Source organism: Bartonella sp. AP58NXGY, from assembly GCF_042195785.1.
Classification (GTDB): Bacteria; Pseudomonadota; Alphaproteobacteria; order Rhizobiales; family Rhizobiaceae; genus Bartonella.
In genome coordinates, this window is the sequence record NZ_JBHIOY010000001.1 from 113,516 (window position 1) to 129,934 (window position 16,419).

The 16,419-nt window shown below is 37.8% G+C and carries 11 protein-coding genes and 1 pseudogene; 5 read left to right on the forward strand and 7 right to left on the reverse strand.

Annotation, left to right across the window (positions count from 1 at the left end):
- Positions 1 to 104: 104 nt before the first annotated feature.
- Positions 105 to 1,286 carry a DNA recombination protein RmuC gene (locus ACFINC_RS00410; protein ID WP_375615612.1) on the reverse strand — a complete coding sequence of 394 codons (1,182 nt, stop codon included), beginning with the start codon at positions 1,284 to 1,286 and terminating at the stop codon, positions 105 to 107.
- A 90-nt stretch (positions 1,287 to 1,376) separates the two neighbouring features.
- On the opposite strand from ACFINC_RS00410, the gene def reads away from it, so the two are divergent.
- The 3 genes from def to truA are packed head-to-tail and all read left to right on the forward strand — an operon-like array spanning position 1,377 to position 3,587.
- Positions 1,377 to 1,913, forward strand: coding sequence for a peptide deformylase (gene def, locus ACFINC_RS00415; protein WP_375606155.1), 537 nt, complete (start codon positions 1,377 to 1,379; stop codon positions 1,911 to 1,913).
- A complete protein-coding gene (fmt, locus tag ACFINC_RS00420; protein ID WP_375615613.1) occupies positions 1,913 to 2,842 on the forward strand; it encodes a methionyl-tRNA formyltransferase in 930 nt (309 codons plus the stop codon). The genes def and fmt overlap by 1 nt, the downstream gene beginning before the upstream one ends.
- Position 2,843: 1 nt before the next feature.
- A complete protein-coding gene (truA, locus tag ACFINC_RS00425; RefSeq protein ID WP_375615614.1) occupies positions 2,844 to 3,587 on the forward strand; it encodes a tRNA pseudouridine(38-40) synthase TruA in 744 nt (247 codons plus the stop codon).
- A 32-nt stretch (positions 3,588 to 3,619) separates the two neighbouring features.
- On the opposite strand, the gene ACFINC_RS00430 is transcribed toward truA, so the two are convergent.
- Positions 3,620 to 4,483 (reverse strand): LOG family protein, encoded by an 864-nt coding sequence (locus ACFINC_RS00430; protein WP_375615615.1) that lies wholly within the window; start codon positions 4,481 to 4,483, stop codon positions 3,620 to 3,622.
- Positions 4,484 to 4,589: 106 nt separating this feature from the next.
- Here ACFINC_RS00430 and dapD point away from each other — a divergent pair, with 106 nt between their 5' ends.
- On the forward strand, positions 4,590 to 5,438 hold the full coding sequence (dapD, locus tag ACFINC_RS00435; RefSeq protein ID WP_375615616.1) for a 2,3,4,5-tetrahydropyridine-2,6-dicarboxylate N-succinyltransferase: 849 nt from the start codon (positions 4,590 to 4,592) through the stop codon (positions 5,436 to 5,438).
- A gap of 582 nt (positions 5,439 to 6,020) precedes the next feature.
- On the opposite strand, the gene lepA is transcribed toward dapD, so the two are convergent.
- The gene (gene lepA, locus ACFINC_RS00440; protein WP_375615752.1) at positions 6,021 to 7,826 is read right to left on the reverse strand and encodes a translation elongation factor 4; all 1,806 of its coding nucleotides are present in this window, start codon (positions 7,824 to 7,826) and stop codon (positions 6,021 to 6,023) included.
- 380 nt (positions 7,827 to 8,206) lie between these two features.
- Here lepA and ACFINC_RS00445 point away from each other — a divergent pair.
- Positions 8,207 to 8,416, forward strand: a pseudogene (locus tag ACFINC_RS00445) (Arm DNA-binding domain-containing protein); the annotation flags it as partial.
- 1,012 nt (positions 8,417 to 9,428) lie between these two features.
- Here ACFINC_RS00445 and ACFINC_RS00450 read toward each other — a convergent pair.
- From ACFINC_RS00450 to dnaK, 4 genes are all read right to left on the reverse strand, one after another.
- Positions 9,429 to 10,343, reverse strand: a complete 915-nt coding sequence (locus ACFINC_RS00450) for a DMT family transporter (RefSeq protein ID WP_375615617.1) — start codon at positions 10,341 to 10,343, stop codon at positions 9,429 to 9,431.
- A 32-nt stretch (positions 10,344 to 10,375) separates the two neighbouring features.
- The gene (gene argB, locus ACFINC_RS00455) at positions 10,376 to 11,281 is read right to left on the reverse strand and encodes an acetylglutamate kinase (RefSeq protein WP_375615618.1); all 906 of its coding nucleotides are present in this window, start codon (positions 11,279 to 11,281) and stop codon (positions 10,376 to 10,378) included.
- Positions 11,282 to 13,138: 1,857 nt separating this feature from the next.
- Entirely contained in the window at positions 13,139 to 14,281 is a 1,143-nt protein-coding gene (dnaJ, locus tag ACFINC_RS00460; protein ID WP_375615753.1) for a molecular chaperone DnaJ, read from the reverse strand.
- Positions 14,282 to 14,438: 157 nt separating this feature from the next.
- On the reverse strand, positions 14,439 to 16,331 hold the full coding sequence (dnaK, locus tag ACFINC_RS00465; protein ID WP_375615619.1) for a molecular chaperone DnaK: 1,893 nt from the start codon (positions 16,329 to 16,331) through the stop codon (positions 14,439 to 14,441).
- Positions 16,332 to 16,419 lie beyond the last annotated feature (88 nt).

Here is a 16,419-nt window from a genome sequence, read left to right on the forward strand (position 1 = left end):
TTCCTCTCGTTTAAGAAATAAAACAAGATAGAGATACTAAAAAATGATTACCAATCAATAAAGAGCGTGATCTAACTTGTGATATTTAAGAAAATTGTTTTGCGTTATTCCTCATCAACTAAACGCAATGTTTGTGACTGAGCGGATGTTGTCATTTTTGTTGGCTCAGAGTAATTTTCTTTTAATTCGAAAGTTTCAATGCGATTTGCCCGTTTCATAATTTTGGAAGATGATATTAAAATTCCCTCTATATCTTCACCTGCTTTGTAAAAGTGCTTCTGTAGTGCGCGAACACGCATATCCATTCGTCCAAAATCTTCCATCAGTTTTGCCACTTCCGATTGAATTAAATGCGCTTGTTCACGCATCCGCGCATCTTTCATAATGGTTTGTACAACCTGGACAGAGAGCATCAACAAAGATGGTGAAACAATAATCACATGGGCTCTATTGGCTTTTTGTACCAATGCCTCAAAGTCCTCATAAATTGTGGCAAAAATTGATTCCGATGGCACAAAAAGAAAAGCGGTGTCATGAGTTTCTCCAGGAATTAAATATTTCTGCGCAATATCACGGATATGGACTTCCATATCGGTACGAAATTGGCGTTCTGCCTCTTGACGCTCTTGCGTTGATGCGGCTTTACGCATAGCATTCCAAGCCTCTAGAGGGAATTTAGCATCAACAACAAGAGAAGGTGCTTTATTGGGCATATGAATAAGACAATCTGGGCGCTTTCCGTTGGAAAGAACAGCCTGAAAAGCATAGGCATTTGCTGGTAAGGCATCAGCAATAATTGCTTCCATCCGCCCCTGACCAAAGGTACCACGTGTCTGCTTATTGCTTAAAATGGATTGCAACTGAACAACTTGTCCCGTAAGCGATTGAATATTATTTTGTGCCGCATCAATCACTGCTAAACGTTCTTGCAAACGATTCAAATTTTCATAAGTGGATTTAGTCTGTACCTGAAGTGTTTGACCTAAGCTTGTTGTCATTCCATTGAGTTGCTCACTGAGCGATTTATTCAATTCAGCTTGCCGTTGACCAAAAATTTCCGCCATCGTTTGCATTCGCCCTTGCATTTCAGCTTGTGTTTTTAGCAAGGTAGCCATCTGCATTTGTGCCTCACGCGCACGTTCAGCAGTTTCTTGTTCCAAAAATGTTCTTTTTCGATGAGAATGTATCAGCATAAAAAATGCCAAACAGACAAGTGTAAATAAAAGTAAAACGATTAATTTAGAAAAAAACTCACCAACGAGTATAGAAAAAAACGAATCAAACATAAAAGGTAATATAACGCTCTTATGGTAAAAAAATGCAAGAATCCGTTATTCAATATTGACCAATAAAAAACCTTTGATTAATCTCTTCTTATGCCAATAAGATCTTTAGTTATTTTACCTGATCCGATTTTACGGGAAGAGTCCAAACCCGTTGAGCAGGTCGATTCAGCTCTCCAAAAGCTCGCAGATGATATGTTGGAGACCATGTATCATTCTAAAGGTGTTGGTCTTGCTGCTATTCAAATTGGTATACCACTACGTATGTTGGTTATGGATGTCTCTGGAAATTCTGAAGATGAGCAGAAAAAACCGCTTGTTATTATCAACCCTGAGATTTTATGGCTTTCAGATGAGCGCAATATTTATAAAGAAGGTTGTCTTTCTATTCCTGACTATTTTGCGGAAGTTGAACGCCCTAAACGTCTGCGCGTTCGCTATCAGGACCGTGAAGGAAAACAGACAGAAATCGAAGCAGATGATCTCTTGGCGACTTGCTTACAGCATGAAATTGATCATTTAAATGGGCGTCTTTTTATTGATTACATTTCAAAGATTAAACGCGATATGGTGATACGAAAATTTAAAAAACGCGCAAAAGAAAAAAACACACAGGAAGCAGTTTTGTAATGGCATTACGGTTAAGTTTTATGGGAACACCAGATTTTTCTGTTCCCATTTTACACGCTTTATTGGATGCTGGTCATGATGTTGTCGCTGTTTATAGTCAACCCCCTCGTCCAGCAGGACGTCGGGGGCTTAAATTAGTCCCTTCAGCTGTTCACACCGTAGCAAAAGAAAAATCTATTCCTATCTTTACGCCTCAAACACTTAAAACAGCCGAACAACAAGAGAAATTTGCAGCACTTTCTGTTGATGCTGCTATTGTGGTGGCTTATGGACTCCTGTTACCCAAAGCTATTCTCGAAGCACCGCGTTTTGGTTGTTTTAATACCCACGCTTCACTCTTACCACGTTGGCGTGGTGCTGCGCCTATTCAACGAGCAATTATGGCTGGTGATAAAGAAACAGGTATCATGATCATGAAAATGGATGAAGGACTTGATACAGGGCCTATCGCTCTTTCTCGCTCCATCCCCATTACTGATAACACAACCACTGCTGAGCTTTCAAACAGACTTTCACATATTGGCGCAGAACTTATGGTAGAAACTTTATCAACCCTTGAAAAAGGACAACTTAAACTGACCCCACAATCAGAGGAAGGCATCACCTATGCGGCCAAAATTAGAAAAGAAGAAACCCGCATTGATTGGACAAAACCTGCAGAGTTTATTCATAGACATATCCGTGCGCTCTCTCCCTCTCCTAGTTGCTGGTGCAATATGAATATCGGTGGACGAGAAGAACGCGTAAAAATTATTGAAAGTCGCTTAACAACAGGAGCTTCTTTTGAAATTGGGAGGATAGAACCAAATTCTTTGATTATTCATTGTGGACAAGGACGGATAGAAATAACCTCTCTTCAAAGATCTGGCGGTAAAATTCTTGATAGCGCAACATTCTTGCGAGGCGCCCATATTTCTGCTGTTTTTTAATATGCCACGTTTTAAACTCACTCTTGAATATGATGGTTCAAATTATGCTGGTTGGCAGCGTCAAGCAGAACTTCACACGATACAAGGAGCTCTTGAACAAGCAATTTTTTGCTTCAGTGGACAACAATTGACCATAACAACAGCAGGACGAACGGATGCAGGGGTGCATGCTACGGGACAAGTTGCCCATGTTGATTTCATAAAAAACTGGCATCCCCATACTGTGCGTGACGCGCTCAATGCTCTCTTACGTAAACAGAGGGAAGCAATTTCAATCTTAAACGTACAAAATGTCCCTGATGACTTTGATGCACGATTTTCCGCTGTAAAGCGCCATTATCTTTTTAAAATTCTCAATCGCCGCTCTCCACCAGCTCTAAATGCCAAACGCGTATGGTGGATACCAAAGCTTCTTAATGCTGAAGCTATGCATGAAGCTGCGCAAAAGCTTGTTGGACAACATGATTTTACAACTTTCCGTTCAGCACATTGCCAAGCCAAAAGCCCTATTCGTACCCTTGAACGCCTTGATGTTCAAAGAGAAGGAGAGGAAATCTTCCTTTATGCGCAAGCTCGTTCTTTTCTTCATCATCAAATCCGTTCATTCGCAGGAAGCCTCATGGAAGTGGGTATTGGGCGTTGGACAACACAAGAACTTGAAGCAGCTCTTCAAGCTAAAGATCGCAAACGTTGTGGTGTTGTTGCCCCCCCCTCAGGACTTTATTTAACCAAAGTAGAGTATTAATGATCCTTCAAGAGTGAGTATCTCAAAAGTCGTTAAGGCAGTTTATAAAAAGAACGAATTTCTTCAAAAGCTTCTGCTGCTGTATTAACAAATTTCACAAAATTAATATCAGTAGGAGAAATTGTACCTTGTGCAGACAGATACTCAAAATTGACAGTATTGCTCCAAAATTCTTTGCCAAACAATAAAATTGGTACCTGTTTCATACGCCCCGTCTGTACTAAAGTTAACGTTTCAAACAGTTCATCCAGAGTCCCAAATCCTCCAGGAAAAATGGCTAATGCTTTCGCTCGTACTAAAAAATGCATTTTTCGCATCCCCAAATAATGAAAATTGAAACACAAATGCGGCGACACATATGAATTAGGCTCTTGCTCATGCGGTAAAATAATATTCAAGCCAATCGTTGGAGCCCCAACATCACAAGCACCACGATTTCCCGCCTCCATGATTCCTGGTCCGCCCCCCGTAACAACCACAAATTCACGATATTCTGTCGTAGCAGAATAAAGTGAGCACAAACGCGCAAACTCTCTTGCTTCATCGTAATAATGTGACATAGCATGCAAATTTTTCTTTTGTATTTCATTCTTTGCAGCCCACGCTGCTTGCCCAGGTTCAGGAATGCGCGCACCACCAAACAAAACAACTGTTGATTGAATATCATATTCTTTAAGGGTTATTTCCGGCTTTAAAAATTCAAGACTAATACGTTGTGAGCGCAGCTCTGGACGCATCATAAACTCTTGATCGATATAAGCTAAACGATAAGTAGACGAACGCACCTGTGCTGAATTAGAGACTTTATGGATTTGTTGTAGAGCATCCTTCGTATGGAGAAGTGGTGTCCAGTTTTCTTGCTCTGCTTTTCTTTTTTCTTTACAGCTTTTTTTCATGCACTTGTCCTACTTCCTCATCGTTTTATTGACTGAAAACATTTCTTCGCGTAAGTCATAAAGAATAAATCCTGAAGCTTTCAACTTGTTTAACGGAACATTCCTCATGACCCATCTCACGCAACTCGCAATCATTATCGAAAAAGCATTTGATGATCGTGATTCTATCGATACTACCACAAAAGGCGAAATACGTGAGAGTGTTGAACATGCATTGAACCTTCTTGATAAAGGTGAAATCCGTGTTGCAGAACGACAAAAAAATGGACAATGGCATGTTCATCAATGGTTGAAAAAAGCGGTTTTACTCTCTTTTCGGCTTAATCCTATGCAAATTATTGCTGGTGGTGTAAATGGAACACATTGGTGGGATAAAGTTCCTTCAAAATTCTCTGGTTGGCAAGAGGCAGATTTTAAAAGTGCTGATTTCCGTTCCGTTCCTGGAGCCATTGTACGTCATTCTGCTTACATTGCACCCAATGTTATATTGATGCCATCCTTTGTCAATCTTGGTGCTTTTATCGATGAGGGCACAATGGTCGATACATGGACCACCGTTGGTTCTTGTGCACAAATTGGTAAACATGTCCATCTTTCTGGTGGTGTTGGTATTGGAGGTGTTTTAGAACCACTGCAAGCAAATCCAACAATCATTGAAGATCATTGCTTTATCGGTGCTCGCTCTGAAATTGTTGAAGGCTGTATTATCCGTGAAGGTGCTGTTTTGGGAATGGGAGTCTTTATTGGAAAATCAACAAAGATTATTGATCGTACAACAGGTGAAATTTTTATTGGTGAAGTACCAGCCTATTCAGTGGTTGTACCAGGTTCTCTCCCCGGAAAACCTTTACCAAATGGTGAAGCAGGCCCAAACCTTTATTGTGCTGTTATTGTAAAACGCGTTGATCAAAAAACACGAGAAAAAACATCCATTAATGATCTTTTACGTTCTTAGACACAAGATTAATGCAATAATAATATTTTCTCGTTTTTTAACTTGAATAATAACCTCAAATACAAGGATTCTCTCATTTCAAATCCTTTCATAGTGAATCAATCACTATCATTTCCTTGCACGTTACAAACGTAGTTGGCGTGTAGGTAAGAAACAATTTAAGAAAAGAGTGAAATACTTTTATGAATTCTCTCAAGTGATAAGAACTGTCAATAATATTTTGAGCTGAAAAAGAGTATGATGGGTGCGCTTTGCACCTTTCTGACGCGTAAAGGCGGTAATGCCAAATGGATTTTATATCATTCACAGTGTATTTTACATTATATTTTTTTAAGCACCCATTGTGAAATGGAGCTTGTTGCGTTGAGAAATGTTTCTTTGAAACAAGTGCGTAAACGTGCAACACAACAGATGTATTTTATTTAAAGTATTCTGTTTTACGTGAGCAATATGACACAATGAAAAACATTATACCAAAAAGTGTGAATATTGCGCAATTTCCATTAAAAAGCACTCTTGAACAACGGAATCAATCGACAAAATCAAAAGCGCAATCAATGAGAGAAAATACCCCTTTTTTCGTTATTTGTTCATTTTGAGCGCTTGAATAAATGCCGATTGTGGAATTTCTACTTTTCCAAATTGGCGCATCCGCTTTTTGCCTTCTTTTTGCTTTTCCAAAAGTTTGCGCTTACGCGTAACATCACCCCCGTAACATTTCGCTGTTACATCTTTACGCAAAGCACGAATCGTTTCACGCGCTATAACTTTACCACCAATAGCCGCTTGAACTGGAATCTGAAACATATGCTGGGGAATAAGATCTTTCAGTTTTTCACACATGGAACGCCCGCGCTTTTCTGCAATCGTACGGTGAACAAGCATAGACAATGCATCAATAGGCTCTCCATTCACCAAAATAGACATTTTAACTAAATCACCTTCTGCATAATCTGTCATTTGATAATCAAAAGAAGCATAACCCTTTGAAATCGATTTTAGCCGATCATAAAAATCAAAAACAACTTCATTCAGTGGTAAATCATACGTTACCATAGCACGGGTTCCAACATAGGACAAACCAACCTGTACCCCGCGCCGCTCTTGACATAGCTCTAAAATTGACCCAAGATAATTATCAGGAGTCATGATTGTCGCCCGAATCCATGGTTCTTCTATGGAAGAAATTTTAACCATATCAGGCATATCCGCTGGATTGTGCAACTCTTTAACAGAGCCATCATTCATATTCATGCGATAAACAACCGAAGGTGCTGTCGCGATTAAATCCAAATTAAACTCACGCTCTAATCGCTCTTGAATAATTTCAAGATGCAGAAGTCCCAAAAAGCCACAGCGAAAACCAAACCCCAAAGCCGCAGATGTTTCCATTTCAAAAGAAAAACTCGCATCATTTAAGCGTAATTTGCCCATGGCTGCACGCAAATCATCAAAATCGGCAGCATCAATTGGAAAAAGTCCACAAAAGACAACAGGTTGCGCCGGCTTAAAACCAGGCAAAGCATTTTCACAAGGACGACGCTCTTCAGTAATCGTATCCCCAACCCGTGTATCTGCTACCTCTTTGATAGAAGCAGTGATAAAACCAATCTCGCCTGGTCCTAATTCATCAACTTGTACCATTTTAGGTGTAAAAACCCCAACGCGCTCAACTGGATACTTTGCTCCTGTACCCATCATACGAATGGTTTGGCCTTTTTTTAAAATACCATCTATCACCCGTACCAAAACAATGACACCAAGATATGCATCATACCAGCTATCAACCAACATTGCTTTCAAGGGATTTGCAACATCGCCTGTACGTGGAGGTGGTAATTGTGCAACAATTGCCTCCAAAACATCAGGAACACCCAAACCTGTTTTTGCTGATATTTCTACTGCTTGAGATGTATCAATGCCTATCACATCTTCAATTTGTTCTTTAACACGCTCAGGTTCTGCTGCTGGAAGATCAACTTTATTGAGAACAACAACTAACTCATGGGAATTATCAATGGCTTGATAAACATTTGCTAACGTCTGCGCCTCTACGCCTTGGCTTGCATCCACCACTAACAGAGAACCTTCACAAGCTGCCAATGAACGCGAAACCTCATAAGCAAAATCCACATGACCAGGTGTATCCATAAGATTTAAAATATAGGTTTCACCATTCTTTGCCTTATAGTGTAAACGTACCGTTTGTGCTTTAATAGTAATTCCACGTTCACGCTCAATATCCATGGAATCGAGTACTTGTTCTTTCATCTCACGTGTTTCAAGCCCACCTGTTATTTGAATCAAACGATCAGCTAAAGTGGATTTGCCGTGATCAATATGCGCCACGATGGAAAAATTACGAATATAATTACGATCTATTGTCATATAAGGCGATTTAGCAAAGAATAATACAAAACGCAAAGACCAATTATGCTCCGGCTTCTATCAAAGGAATATAAACCTAAAAAGCTTCTCAAAACACAACTTTTCATAGCCTAAAAAATGAGGCTTTTGTTTGCTAAATTAAATCCAAGGGTGCTAAAATGACCTTTTCACATCTTGTTTGATAACTCATATGCTGGCATTATATAATAAGATATTGATTTATAAATATAATTTAGCATTATTTATATTGAATTAAAACCTTGAGTACCGTAAGATTCTCTCATTTCAAATCTGTATCTCTTGAATCAATTAAAATCACTTGCTTGCACATTACAAGCGGCATAAGTGTGTGGATAAAATTTATATAAGAAAGAACTAAAATGGCTCTTATGAACCCGTTTTAATGCAAGAGCTGTCGGCAACACCCACGAGCTTGCAAATATAATGATGGTGCCGACTTACTTTTTCATAAGCGTAAAGATGGAGGTGCTCAATGGATTTACCGTTATACTATTCATAGGCACCGTCGCGAAATGGGATTGAGAGCGTTAAGAGATGTTTCTTTAAAACAAGCCCGTGAATATGCAACGCAATTATGGATGCGTATATCACTAAAGCTTGCAATAAAATTCGCAAGAAATGCTTTTTTATTTGTACGCAATAATCTGTTTTTTTCAGCAATCTTATAAAATAAAATGGATATTGAGAGAGATAATTTTCTTCTCAATGTTTAAAACTTTAGAAATAGGCTTTATTGAGTAAAGTTTTTATGCCCTTTTATATAACGCCTTTCTTCTTTCATTAAAGATAAAAAAACATCAAATCTCTTCTATTATTTTGTTAGTGCTTTGATTTATAATGACTATTTATTGTTTTGCAATTTAAATGAAAACCCTGAATATCGCGAGCCTTTTTCATCTTAAGCTTGCTTATAGTAAATTAGTCAAATTTTTTACACATTACAAACAGAACTGGACAAACAGGACTGGTGTGTGGATAAAGCCGTTTAAGGAATGAGTAAAATACCTCTTAATAAACTCTTTCAAGTACCAAAACTTGTCGTAATGGGAATTAATAAAGAAAATAATGCTATTAACTTTAACTTTTTATTTTAAGTAAAAATGGTGATATTTCATGTCCTTTATACATTTCACATGGACCATCAATGGGTACAACATCCATTGAAAAAATATGTCTTTTAAAAAAGTGCGTTAATGTACACCATTATGGGGCCTGCTTTGAGCGTTTCTATTTTGCATGGGAGTTAAAGAACAAAAGGAATAACGTGCGACGGTGCATAATTTTCATTATTAAAAAATATTACCGTAGATGTTTTGGAAAATTGTTAAAGCTGAATTTAAAAATGATCGTAAAGATGCGCGTTAATTTTCACTTTTACAACTTCATGCTTGGCTCAATGAAGTTTGTTTTGCCTTTTCAGAGGTTAGAAAACAGATAGAAGCATACTCTTGCTCCAGTTTGTCATATAAAAGCTAGACAGCTTATAGAGCTTCTCCATCTTACTATTAAAAAAAGCCTCAAAAATGAAAACTCTACAAGTAAAAATCTCATGCAATAAAATCATAATAAAAAAATGTATAGCTAATCAATTTTTTTAATTGCTTTATTTTTTTTACGCCATTGTGAAGGTTGTAATTCAGCCACAATGATCCCAATCAGAATAAGCAAACCGCCCAATAAAGCTAAGGGAGATAAATGTTCTCCAGCCAAACGCCCAACAATACCAGCCCATACCGGTTCACCGGCGTAAATGAGTGTCGCACGCGTAGGGGAAATAGACTTTTGTGCCCAATTCATAGCTAACTGAATGATGGCGCTCATTAATGCCAATCCTATACCAATATTAAACCACACCCACGAAAATTCAGGGATGCTTTCACCCATCAAAGGCATACAAGCAAATGAAAAAAAACCACTAAAAAATAACTGAATAATGGTTACACGCCGACTATCAACCTTATTCGCAAAAATTCCGATGAGTATGACTTCTCCAGCAATCGCTAAAGCGCCTAACAAAGTTAAAATTTCGCCTTTTGAAAAATCAAAACTTCCTGGCTTTTGTCCTGAAACAAATACAAGCCCAATAAAAGCGAAAACAATGCCAATCCAACAGGCTAAACGGGGAGGTTTTTTAAAAACAATCCATTGCAAGATTGGAACCATCGGTACATAAAGCGCTGTGATAAAAGCTGACTGACTACTAATTATTGTTTGAAGTCCAGCTGCTTGAAAAGCATAACCAAAAAACATGGCTAAACCAATCGCCATCCCAGCGAAAACTTCATAAACAGTTATACCTTTTATAGAGCGCCAAAAAATTATCCCGCATATAAGAGATGCAACAATAAAACGAAATCCAACAAAAAACAGAGGACCGCTATAGCGTACCGCAATGTGAATGACTAAAAATGTAATGCCCCACAATATTGTCGCAGTAAATATTGCCAATTCTGGCTTACTTAATAAAGGATATTTAAACTGTTTTAGATTTACCATGAAAAACTTTCTCTTCCAATTTTCCTCACAATTTATGAAACAATAAGCGTACCAACTCCCTGTTCGGTAAACAGTTCTAGTAAAACAGGATGAGGGGTTTTACCGTTTAAAATGACAACACCTTCCACGCCGTTTTGAAGGGCTTTTATACAAGTCTCTACTTTTGGAATCATGCCTCCTGAAATTGTCCCATTTTTGATAAGTTTCTCAGCTTCAGAAACTGTCAATTCTTTTAAAAGTTTACCCTGTTTATCCAAAACACCAGGAACATCAGTAAGAAATAAAAGGCGTTTAGCCTCTAATGCACCAGCAATAGCTCCAGCAAAAATATCAGCATTAATATTGTAAGTTTTACCATCGCGTCCTGGAGCCACAGGAGCAAGAACTGGTATCATTTCAGAACACGCTAAGAGATCTAGCAATGTGCGATCAACTTCAATAGGCTCACCAACAAATCCCAAATCTAAAACACGTTCAATATGAGAATCAGGATCAATGACAGTTTTATAAGCCTTTTCGGCAAAAACCATATTGCCATCCTTGCCGCACAACCCTATTGCCCATTCACCCTCAGCGTTGATGAGAGCAACAATTTCTTTGTTTATGGATCCCGCTAAAACCATTTCAACAACTTCAACAATCCGTTCATCGGTTACCCGTAAACCGTTTTCAAATCGTGATTCAATCCCCATTTTCATTAAAATTTTAGCAATTTGAGGTCCACCACCATGAACAACAATAGGATTAATCCCTGATTGCTTTAATAGAGCAATATCGCGTGCAAATGCTCGCCCCAAAGTAGGATCACCCATAGCATGGCCGCCATATTTTACCACGACCGTTTCATTTTCGTATTTTTGCATATAAGGTAAAGCAGACGATAAAAATGCTGCTTGTTTTTCCAAAACATCTACAGCACCGTTTTTAGCATCATCCATTAATAGAGCCTCCTCATCACTTTTTACCATCTCTTAATAGAATTTAGGAAAAGTGAAAACAATAAAACAAAGCTTTACTCTATCCATCCCCCTGAAAATCGTCAATTTTCTTTTAATTTATGAAGATGAAACACAAAAAACGTCCTTTAAAAATTGACAGTAAAAAATTAAACAAAATAGGTGTCAAAAAACGTCATTATTTTATGATCTTATGTATAAAATTGGAAAGCAAAATTTTGAAAATTTTTTAAGCGACGCCCTATATTCAATTCATTAATTTATACCTATGGATACTTAACAATGAATAAGAATATATACAACCATTGATTTTGTAAGATAAAAATAAAGTTTCTTATCATATAAAATTAACCTATCATCAAGATAAGCAATCACTCAACCGCTTTAGTAACCTATCTCAATTTTTCTTTAATGAAATTGTCAAACGAAGTTCGACTGAAAACTATAATTTGGGTTTTAAAAATTTGACTTTTTTCAATCATTGAACATGAAAAAATGTCAATTAAATATCCCTTTATGAAGAATTATAATACATTTATTTATAATAATAATTTATATATTTATAGTATAAAATCCTAAATGAGAAGTCTGAATATAAGAATATTTTGTCATGTTAACTCTCACATTTCAAATCAATAAAAACCGTTGGCTTGTACGTTACAAATGAACTTGGTATATAAATACTATAGAAAGCTTAAAATACCTCTTATTAATGCTCTCAATAGTAAGATGCAGCAATGTTTGAAACGAGGAATGATAGTATCAACTTACGCATACATGAGCATAAAAAAAGTGGTGTACAATGAAGTTTTATACCCTTTCAAGCACCATCGCATGCAATAGGGGTACATCCATTAGGAAATGTTTCTTCAAAATAAGCGTATAGATTTGTAACACAATGATCTTCTGTATGGGCGTAAGAGATTTACCTCTATTAAAGATCGCGAAAACAAAAGCGTGAGGGACTATGTATTGCATTATTTAAATACTACTTTGAATATTTCTGAAAGGCGCAAAGCTAAGTGAAAAAGAGGTGGCAAAGCTGGAATTTTCTACTTTTATGCTTTTATATTCTCCTCAACTTTAGCTATATCCTCGTTGCAAAAATTACTTAAACAGATATATACAATACTCTTGTTTCACTCCGACATAAAAAAGTTGCAACAGTAAAGAACATACTGAACTGCCTTAACATTTATTCATTTATCTCAACCATACTGCTCCATGAGATCTGAATTGATTTACAGATAACAGCAAAAGCAAGCGCTTTATTAAAATACAAAACTAAATCCGCAATCTAAAAAGACATGATTACTGCTAAAAGCTGAGATGAAGCATGTAAAGGTTATTTTGAATAAGAATAACCCGTATTTTAAGGAAAGCAATGGTTTAAGGCTATGAAAATGCCAGAAATAAAATCGGTTATAAGAAGTTGATACTTTATTTGAAAAGATGGATTGCCTAACAGCTTATTGAGCGCTGCTTTGTAAGCTCTTGTCTATTTTACAGTTTTATTATAGAGCCTTTAAAAAGAAATACAAAAAACTCTGAATGCATAAAAGCAGTTATTATGATACTGGAAATACTGATTATCCGTCACTCAATCGCGTTCTTATATGGATAAACCCTTTTTGAAATGTCATAGACACTCAAAAATAAGACTTATCCATAAAACTCATAAAATGTACAAAACCATCAGTAGCGGGAGCTTACTCTAAATTAGCTATCTCTTTCTTTTCAAGAACAAAGCTTTTCAAAGATGAAAGAGACAATGAAAGCTTAATAAAAAATAACCTTCCCAAAGTTCTTTCTAATTTATTCTACGCACATTCACATATTCTAACCAGAAATATTTTCAAAAAATTCTTTCATACGAGAAAAAAAACCGTGTGATTGCGGTGAATTCTCATGATTTGAGAGTTTTTCAAATTTTTGCAACAATTCACGTTGCTCTTGCGTTAATTTCTGCGGTGTCTCAATCGTGATATGGATGTAAAGATCACCCCTTGCTTGCTGACGCTGTAACATGGGCATTCCTTTGCCTTTAAGGCGGAATTGACGTCCATTTTGTGTTCCTTCTGGGATCTTAACACGTGCTTTAACACCCTCAAGGTCAGAAACTTCAAACTCTCCTCCTAAAGCAGCTGTTACCATTGAAATAGGAACGCGACAGTGAAGATCTGCCCCTTCTCGTTGAAAAAATTCATGTAGTTTAACGGAAAGGAAAATATAAAGATCACCATTGGGACCACCACGAATACCAGCATCACCCTCACCAGAAAGACGAATACGCGTACCATCTTCAATACCAGCAGGAACATTCACGCTCAATGAACGTTTTTTTTCTATGCGTCTTGTCCCCTGACATTTTGGGCACGGATCGGTAATAGTTTCACCCCGTCCATGACATGTAGGACATGTTCTCTCAATAGAAAAGAAACCTTGCGCAGCACGCACACGTCCAGATCCATGGCATGTTCCACAAACCTGTGGCTTAGAGCCCTTTCTCGCTCCTGATCCTTCACAAACATCGCATGTGACGGAACTGGGAATATTAATTTCTGCTGTTTTTCCTGAAAATGCCTCTTCTAAGGTCACTTCCATATTATAACTCAAATCTGCACCACGTTCACGACTATCACCACGCTTACGGTGGGTACCTCCCATAATTTCGCCAAAAAAGTCTTCAAAAATATCAGCAAATCCACCACCAGCAGCAAAACCACTAAAGGGATTTGCTCCCCCTTGACCACCACTGTTTTCAAAAGCCGCGTGACCAAATCGATCATAAGCAGCACGCTTTTGAGGGTCTTTAAGAACTTCATAGGCTTCGCCAATTTCTTTGAATTTTCGCTCTGCCTCTTTATCCCCCGCATTGCGATCAGGATGATATTGCATTGCTAACTTACGAAAAGCAGATTTCAACTTTTTATCATCGCATTCTCGAGTCACGCCAAGAATTTCATAATAGTCAACCTTCATCATGTATTCCTGATAATTTTTCTATCATCCATTTTTATGGATAATATTGCTTTTAATTTATATTTTTAGCAACAAAGTTGCAACTCACTCAAATAACAAAGCCCAGCCTTATATTTCAAAGGCCGGGTTTATAAATTAATCAACACATATGCTGACACTATTTCTTCTTATCATTAACTTCTTCAAAATCAGCATCGACAACATCATCATTCTTTGTCTCTGTTTCAGTATCAGCAGTTTCTGCTTGTGAAGCTTCATACATAGCCTGTCCCAACTTCATACTAACTTCTGCTAATTTTTGCATCTTTGTAGTTATTTCTTCAGTATCACTACCTTCAAGCGCAGACTTCAAATCAGATATTGCTTTCTCAATCTGTTCCTTTTGTTCAACTGACACTTTATCGCCATATTCGTTAAGCGATTTTTCAGTTGAATGAATAAGAGCTTCGGCTTGATTTCTGGCTTCAACACCTTCACGGCGCTTTTTATCCTCAGCCGCATGCTCTTCCGCATCTTGTACCATTTTTTCAATATCAGAATCACTTAAACCACCTGATGCCTGAATACGAATTTGATGCTCTTTACCAGTTCCTTTATCCTTAGCAGAAACATTAACAATACCATTCGCATCAATATCAAAAGTAACTTCAATTTGAGGTATACCACGCGGTGCTGGTGGAATGCCAACAAGATCAAATTGCGCCAATAACTTATTATCACTCGCCATTTCCCGTTCACCTTGGAAAACGCGAATAGTCACAGCACTTTGATTATCATCAGCTGTCGAAAAAACTTGCGATTTTTTCGTTGGAATTGTGGTATTGCGCTCAATGAGGCGTGTGAAAACCCCACCTAAGGTTTCAATACCCAAAGACAAAGGTGTTACATCTAACAGCAATACATCTTTGACATCGCCTTGCAATACACCTCCTTGGATGGCAGCGCCCATTGCAACCACTTCATCAGGATTAACACCTTTATGTGGGTCCTTACCAAAGAATCTCTGCACAACTTCCTGAATCTTGGGCATACGTGTCATACCACCCACTAAAACAACTTCGTCAATTTCACCAGCCTTTAATCCAGCATCTTTCAACGCAGCCTTACAAGGCTCGATGGTACGCTGTACTAAATCATCAACGAGTGATTCAAATTTTGCCCGAGTCAATTTCATTGTTAAATGCTTGGGACCTGATTGATCTGCCGTGATAAATGGTAAATTGACTTCTGTTTGCTGTGACGAAGAAAGCTCAATCTTTGCTTTTTCTGCTGCTTCTTTTAAGCGCTGTAAAGCGAGTTTATCATTTTTCAGATCAATCCCTTGCTCTTTTTTGAATTCATCTGCCAAATAACCGACCAAGCGCATATCAAAGTCTTCACCACCTAAAAACGTATCCCCATTGGTTGATTTAACTTCAAAAACGCCATCTCCAATTTCAAGTACTGAAATATCAAATGTACCACCACCAAGGTCGTAAACAGCAATTGTTTTCCCGTCTTTTTTATCCAAACCATAAGCTAAGGCAGCAGCAGTTGGCTCATTAATAATCCGCAAAACTTCAAGTCCAGCAATTTTACCAGCGTCTTTTGTCGCTTGACGTTGTGCATCATTAAAATAAGCAGGAACAGTAATAACCGCTTGTTCAACTTTTTCACCAAGATAAGATTCAGCTGTTTCCTTCATCTTTTGCAAAATCATAGCTGAAATTTGCGATGGAGAATATTTCTTACCCGATTCTTCAACCCATGCATCACCATTGTCACCTTTAACAATTTTATAAGGAACAAGTGCTTTATCTTTTTCAACCATAGGGTCATCAAAACGACGCCCTATTAAACGTTTAACTGCAAAAACTGTCCCTTCAGGATTTGTTACCGCCTGCCGTTTAGCAGGCTGTCCAACAAGCCGTTCGCCCCCATCAGTAAAAGCAACAACGGAAGGTGTCGTTCGCGCTCCTTCTGAGTTTTCGATAACCTTTGCGTTTTTGCCATCCATAACAGCCACACAAGAGTTCGTTGTCCCCAAATCAATACCAATTACTTTTGCCATATTATAATCTCCATTCAGCAAGCTACCTCAACCTTTATAAAGCATCTTTTTAAGACAGCTCCTCATAACACTTAAAGCCCATATATTG

What these genes read in the sequence shown, in the direction of transcription:
- dnaJ (WP_375615753.1), bottom strand. Translation starts at nt 14,281, where the DNA reads ATGAAGGTTGACTATTATGAAATTCTTGGCGTGACTCGAGAATGCGAT.
- fmt (WP_375615613.1), top strand. Translation starts at nt 1,913, where the DNA reads ATGGCATTACGGTTAAGTTTTATGGGAACACCAGATTTTTCTGTTCCC.
- argB (WP_375615618.1), bottom strand. Translation starts at nt 11,281, where the DNA reads ATGGATGATGCTAAAAACGGTGCTGTAGATGTTTTGGAAAAACAAGCA.
- lepA (WP_375615752.1), bottom strand. Translation starts at nt 7,826, where the DNA reads ATGACAATAGATCGTAATTATATTCGTAATTTTTCCATCGTGGCGCAT.
- truA (WP_375615614.1), top strand. Translation starts at nt 2,844, where the DNA reads ATGCCACGTTTTAAACTCACTCTTGAATATGATGGTTCAAATTATGCT.
- ACFINC_RS00430 (WP_375615615.1), bottom strand. Translation starts at nt 4,483, where the DNA reads ATGAAAAAAAGCTGTAAAGAAAAAAGAAAAGCAGAGCAAGAAAACTGG.
- def (WP_375606155.1), top strand. Translation starts at nt 1,377, where the DNA reads ATGCCAATAAGATCTTTAGTTATTTTACCTGATCCGATTTTACGGGAA.
- dapD (WP_375615616.1), top strand. Translation starts at nt 4,590, where the DNA reads ATGACCCATCTCACGCAACTCGCAATCATTATCGAAAAAGCATTTGAT.
- ACFINC_RS00410 (WP_375615612.1), bottom strand. Translation starts at nt 1,286, where the DNA reads ATGTTTGATTCGTTTTTTTCTATACTCGTTGGTGAGTTTTTTTCTAAA.
- ACFINC_RS00450 (WP_375615617.1), bottom strand. Translation starts at nt 10,343, where the DNA reads ATGGTAAATCTAAAACAGTTTAAATATCCTTTATTAAGTAAGCCAGAA.
- dnaK (WP_375615619.1), bottom strand. Translation starts at nt 16,331, where the DNA reads ATGGCAAAAGTAATTGGTATTGATTTGGGGACAACGAACTCTTGTGTG.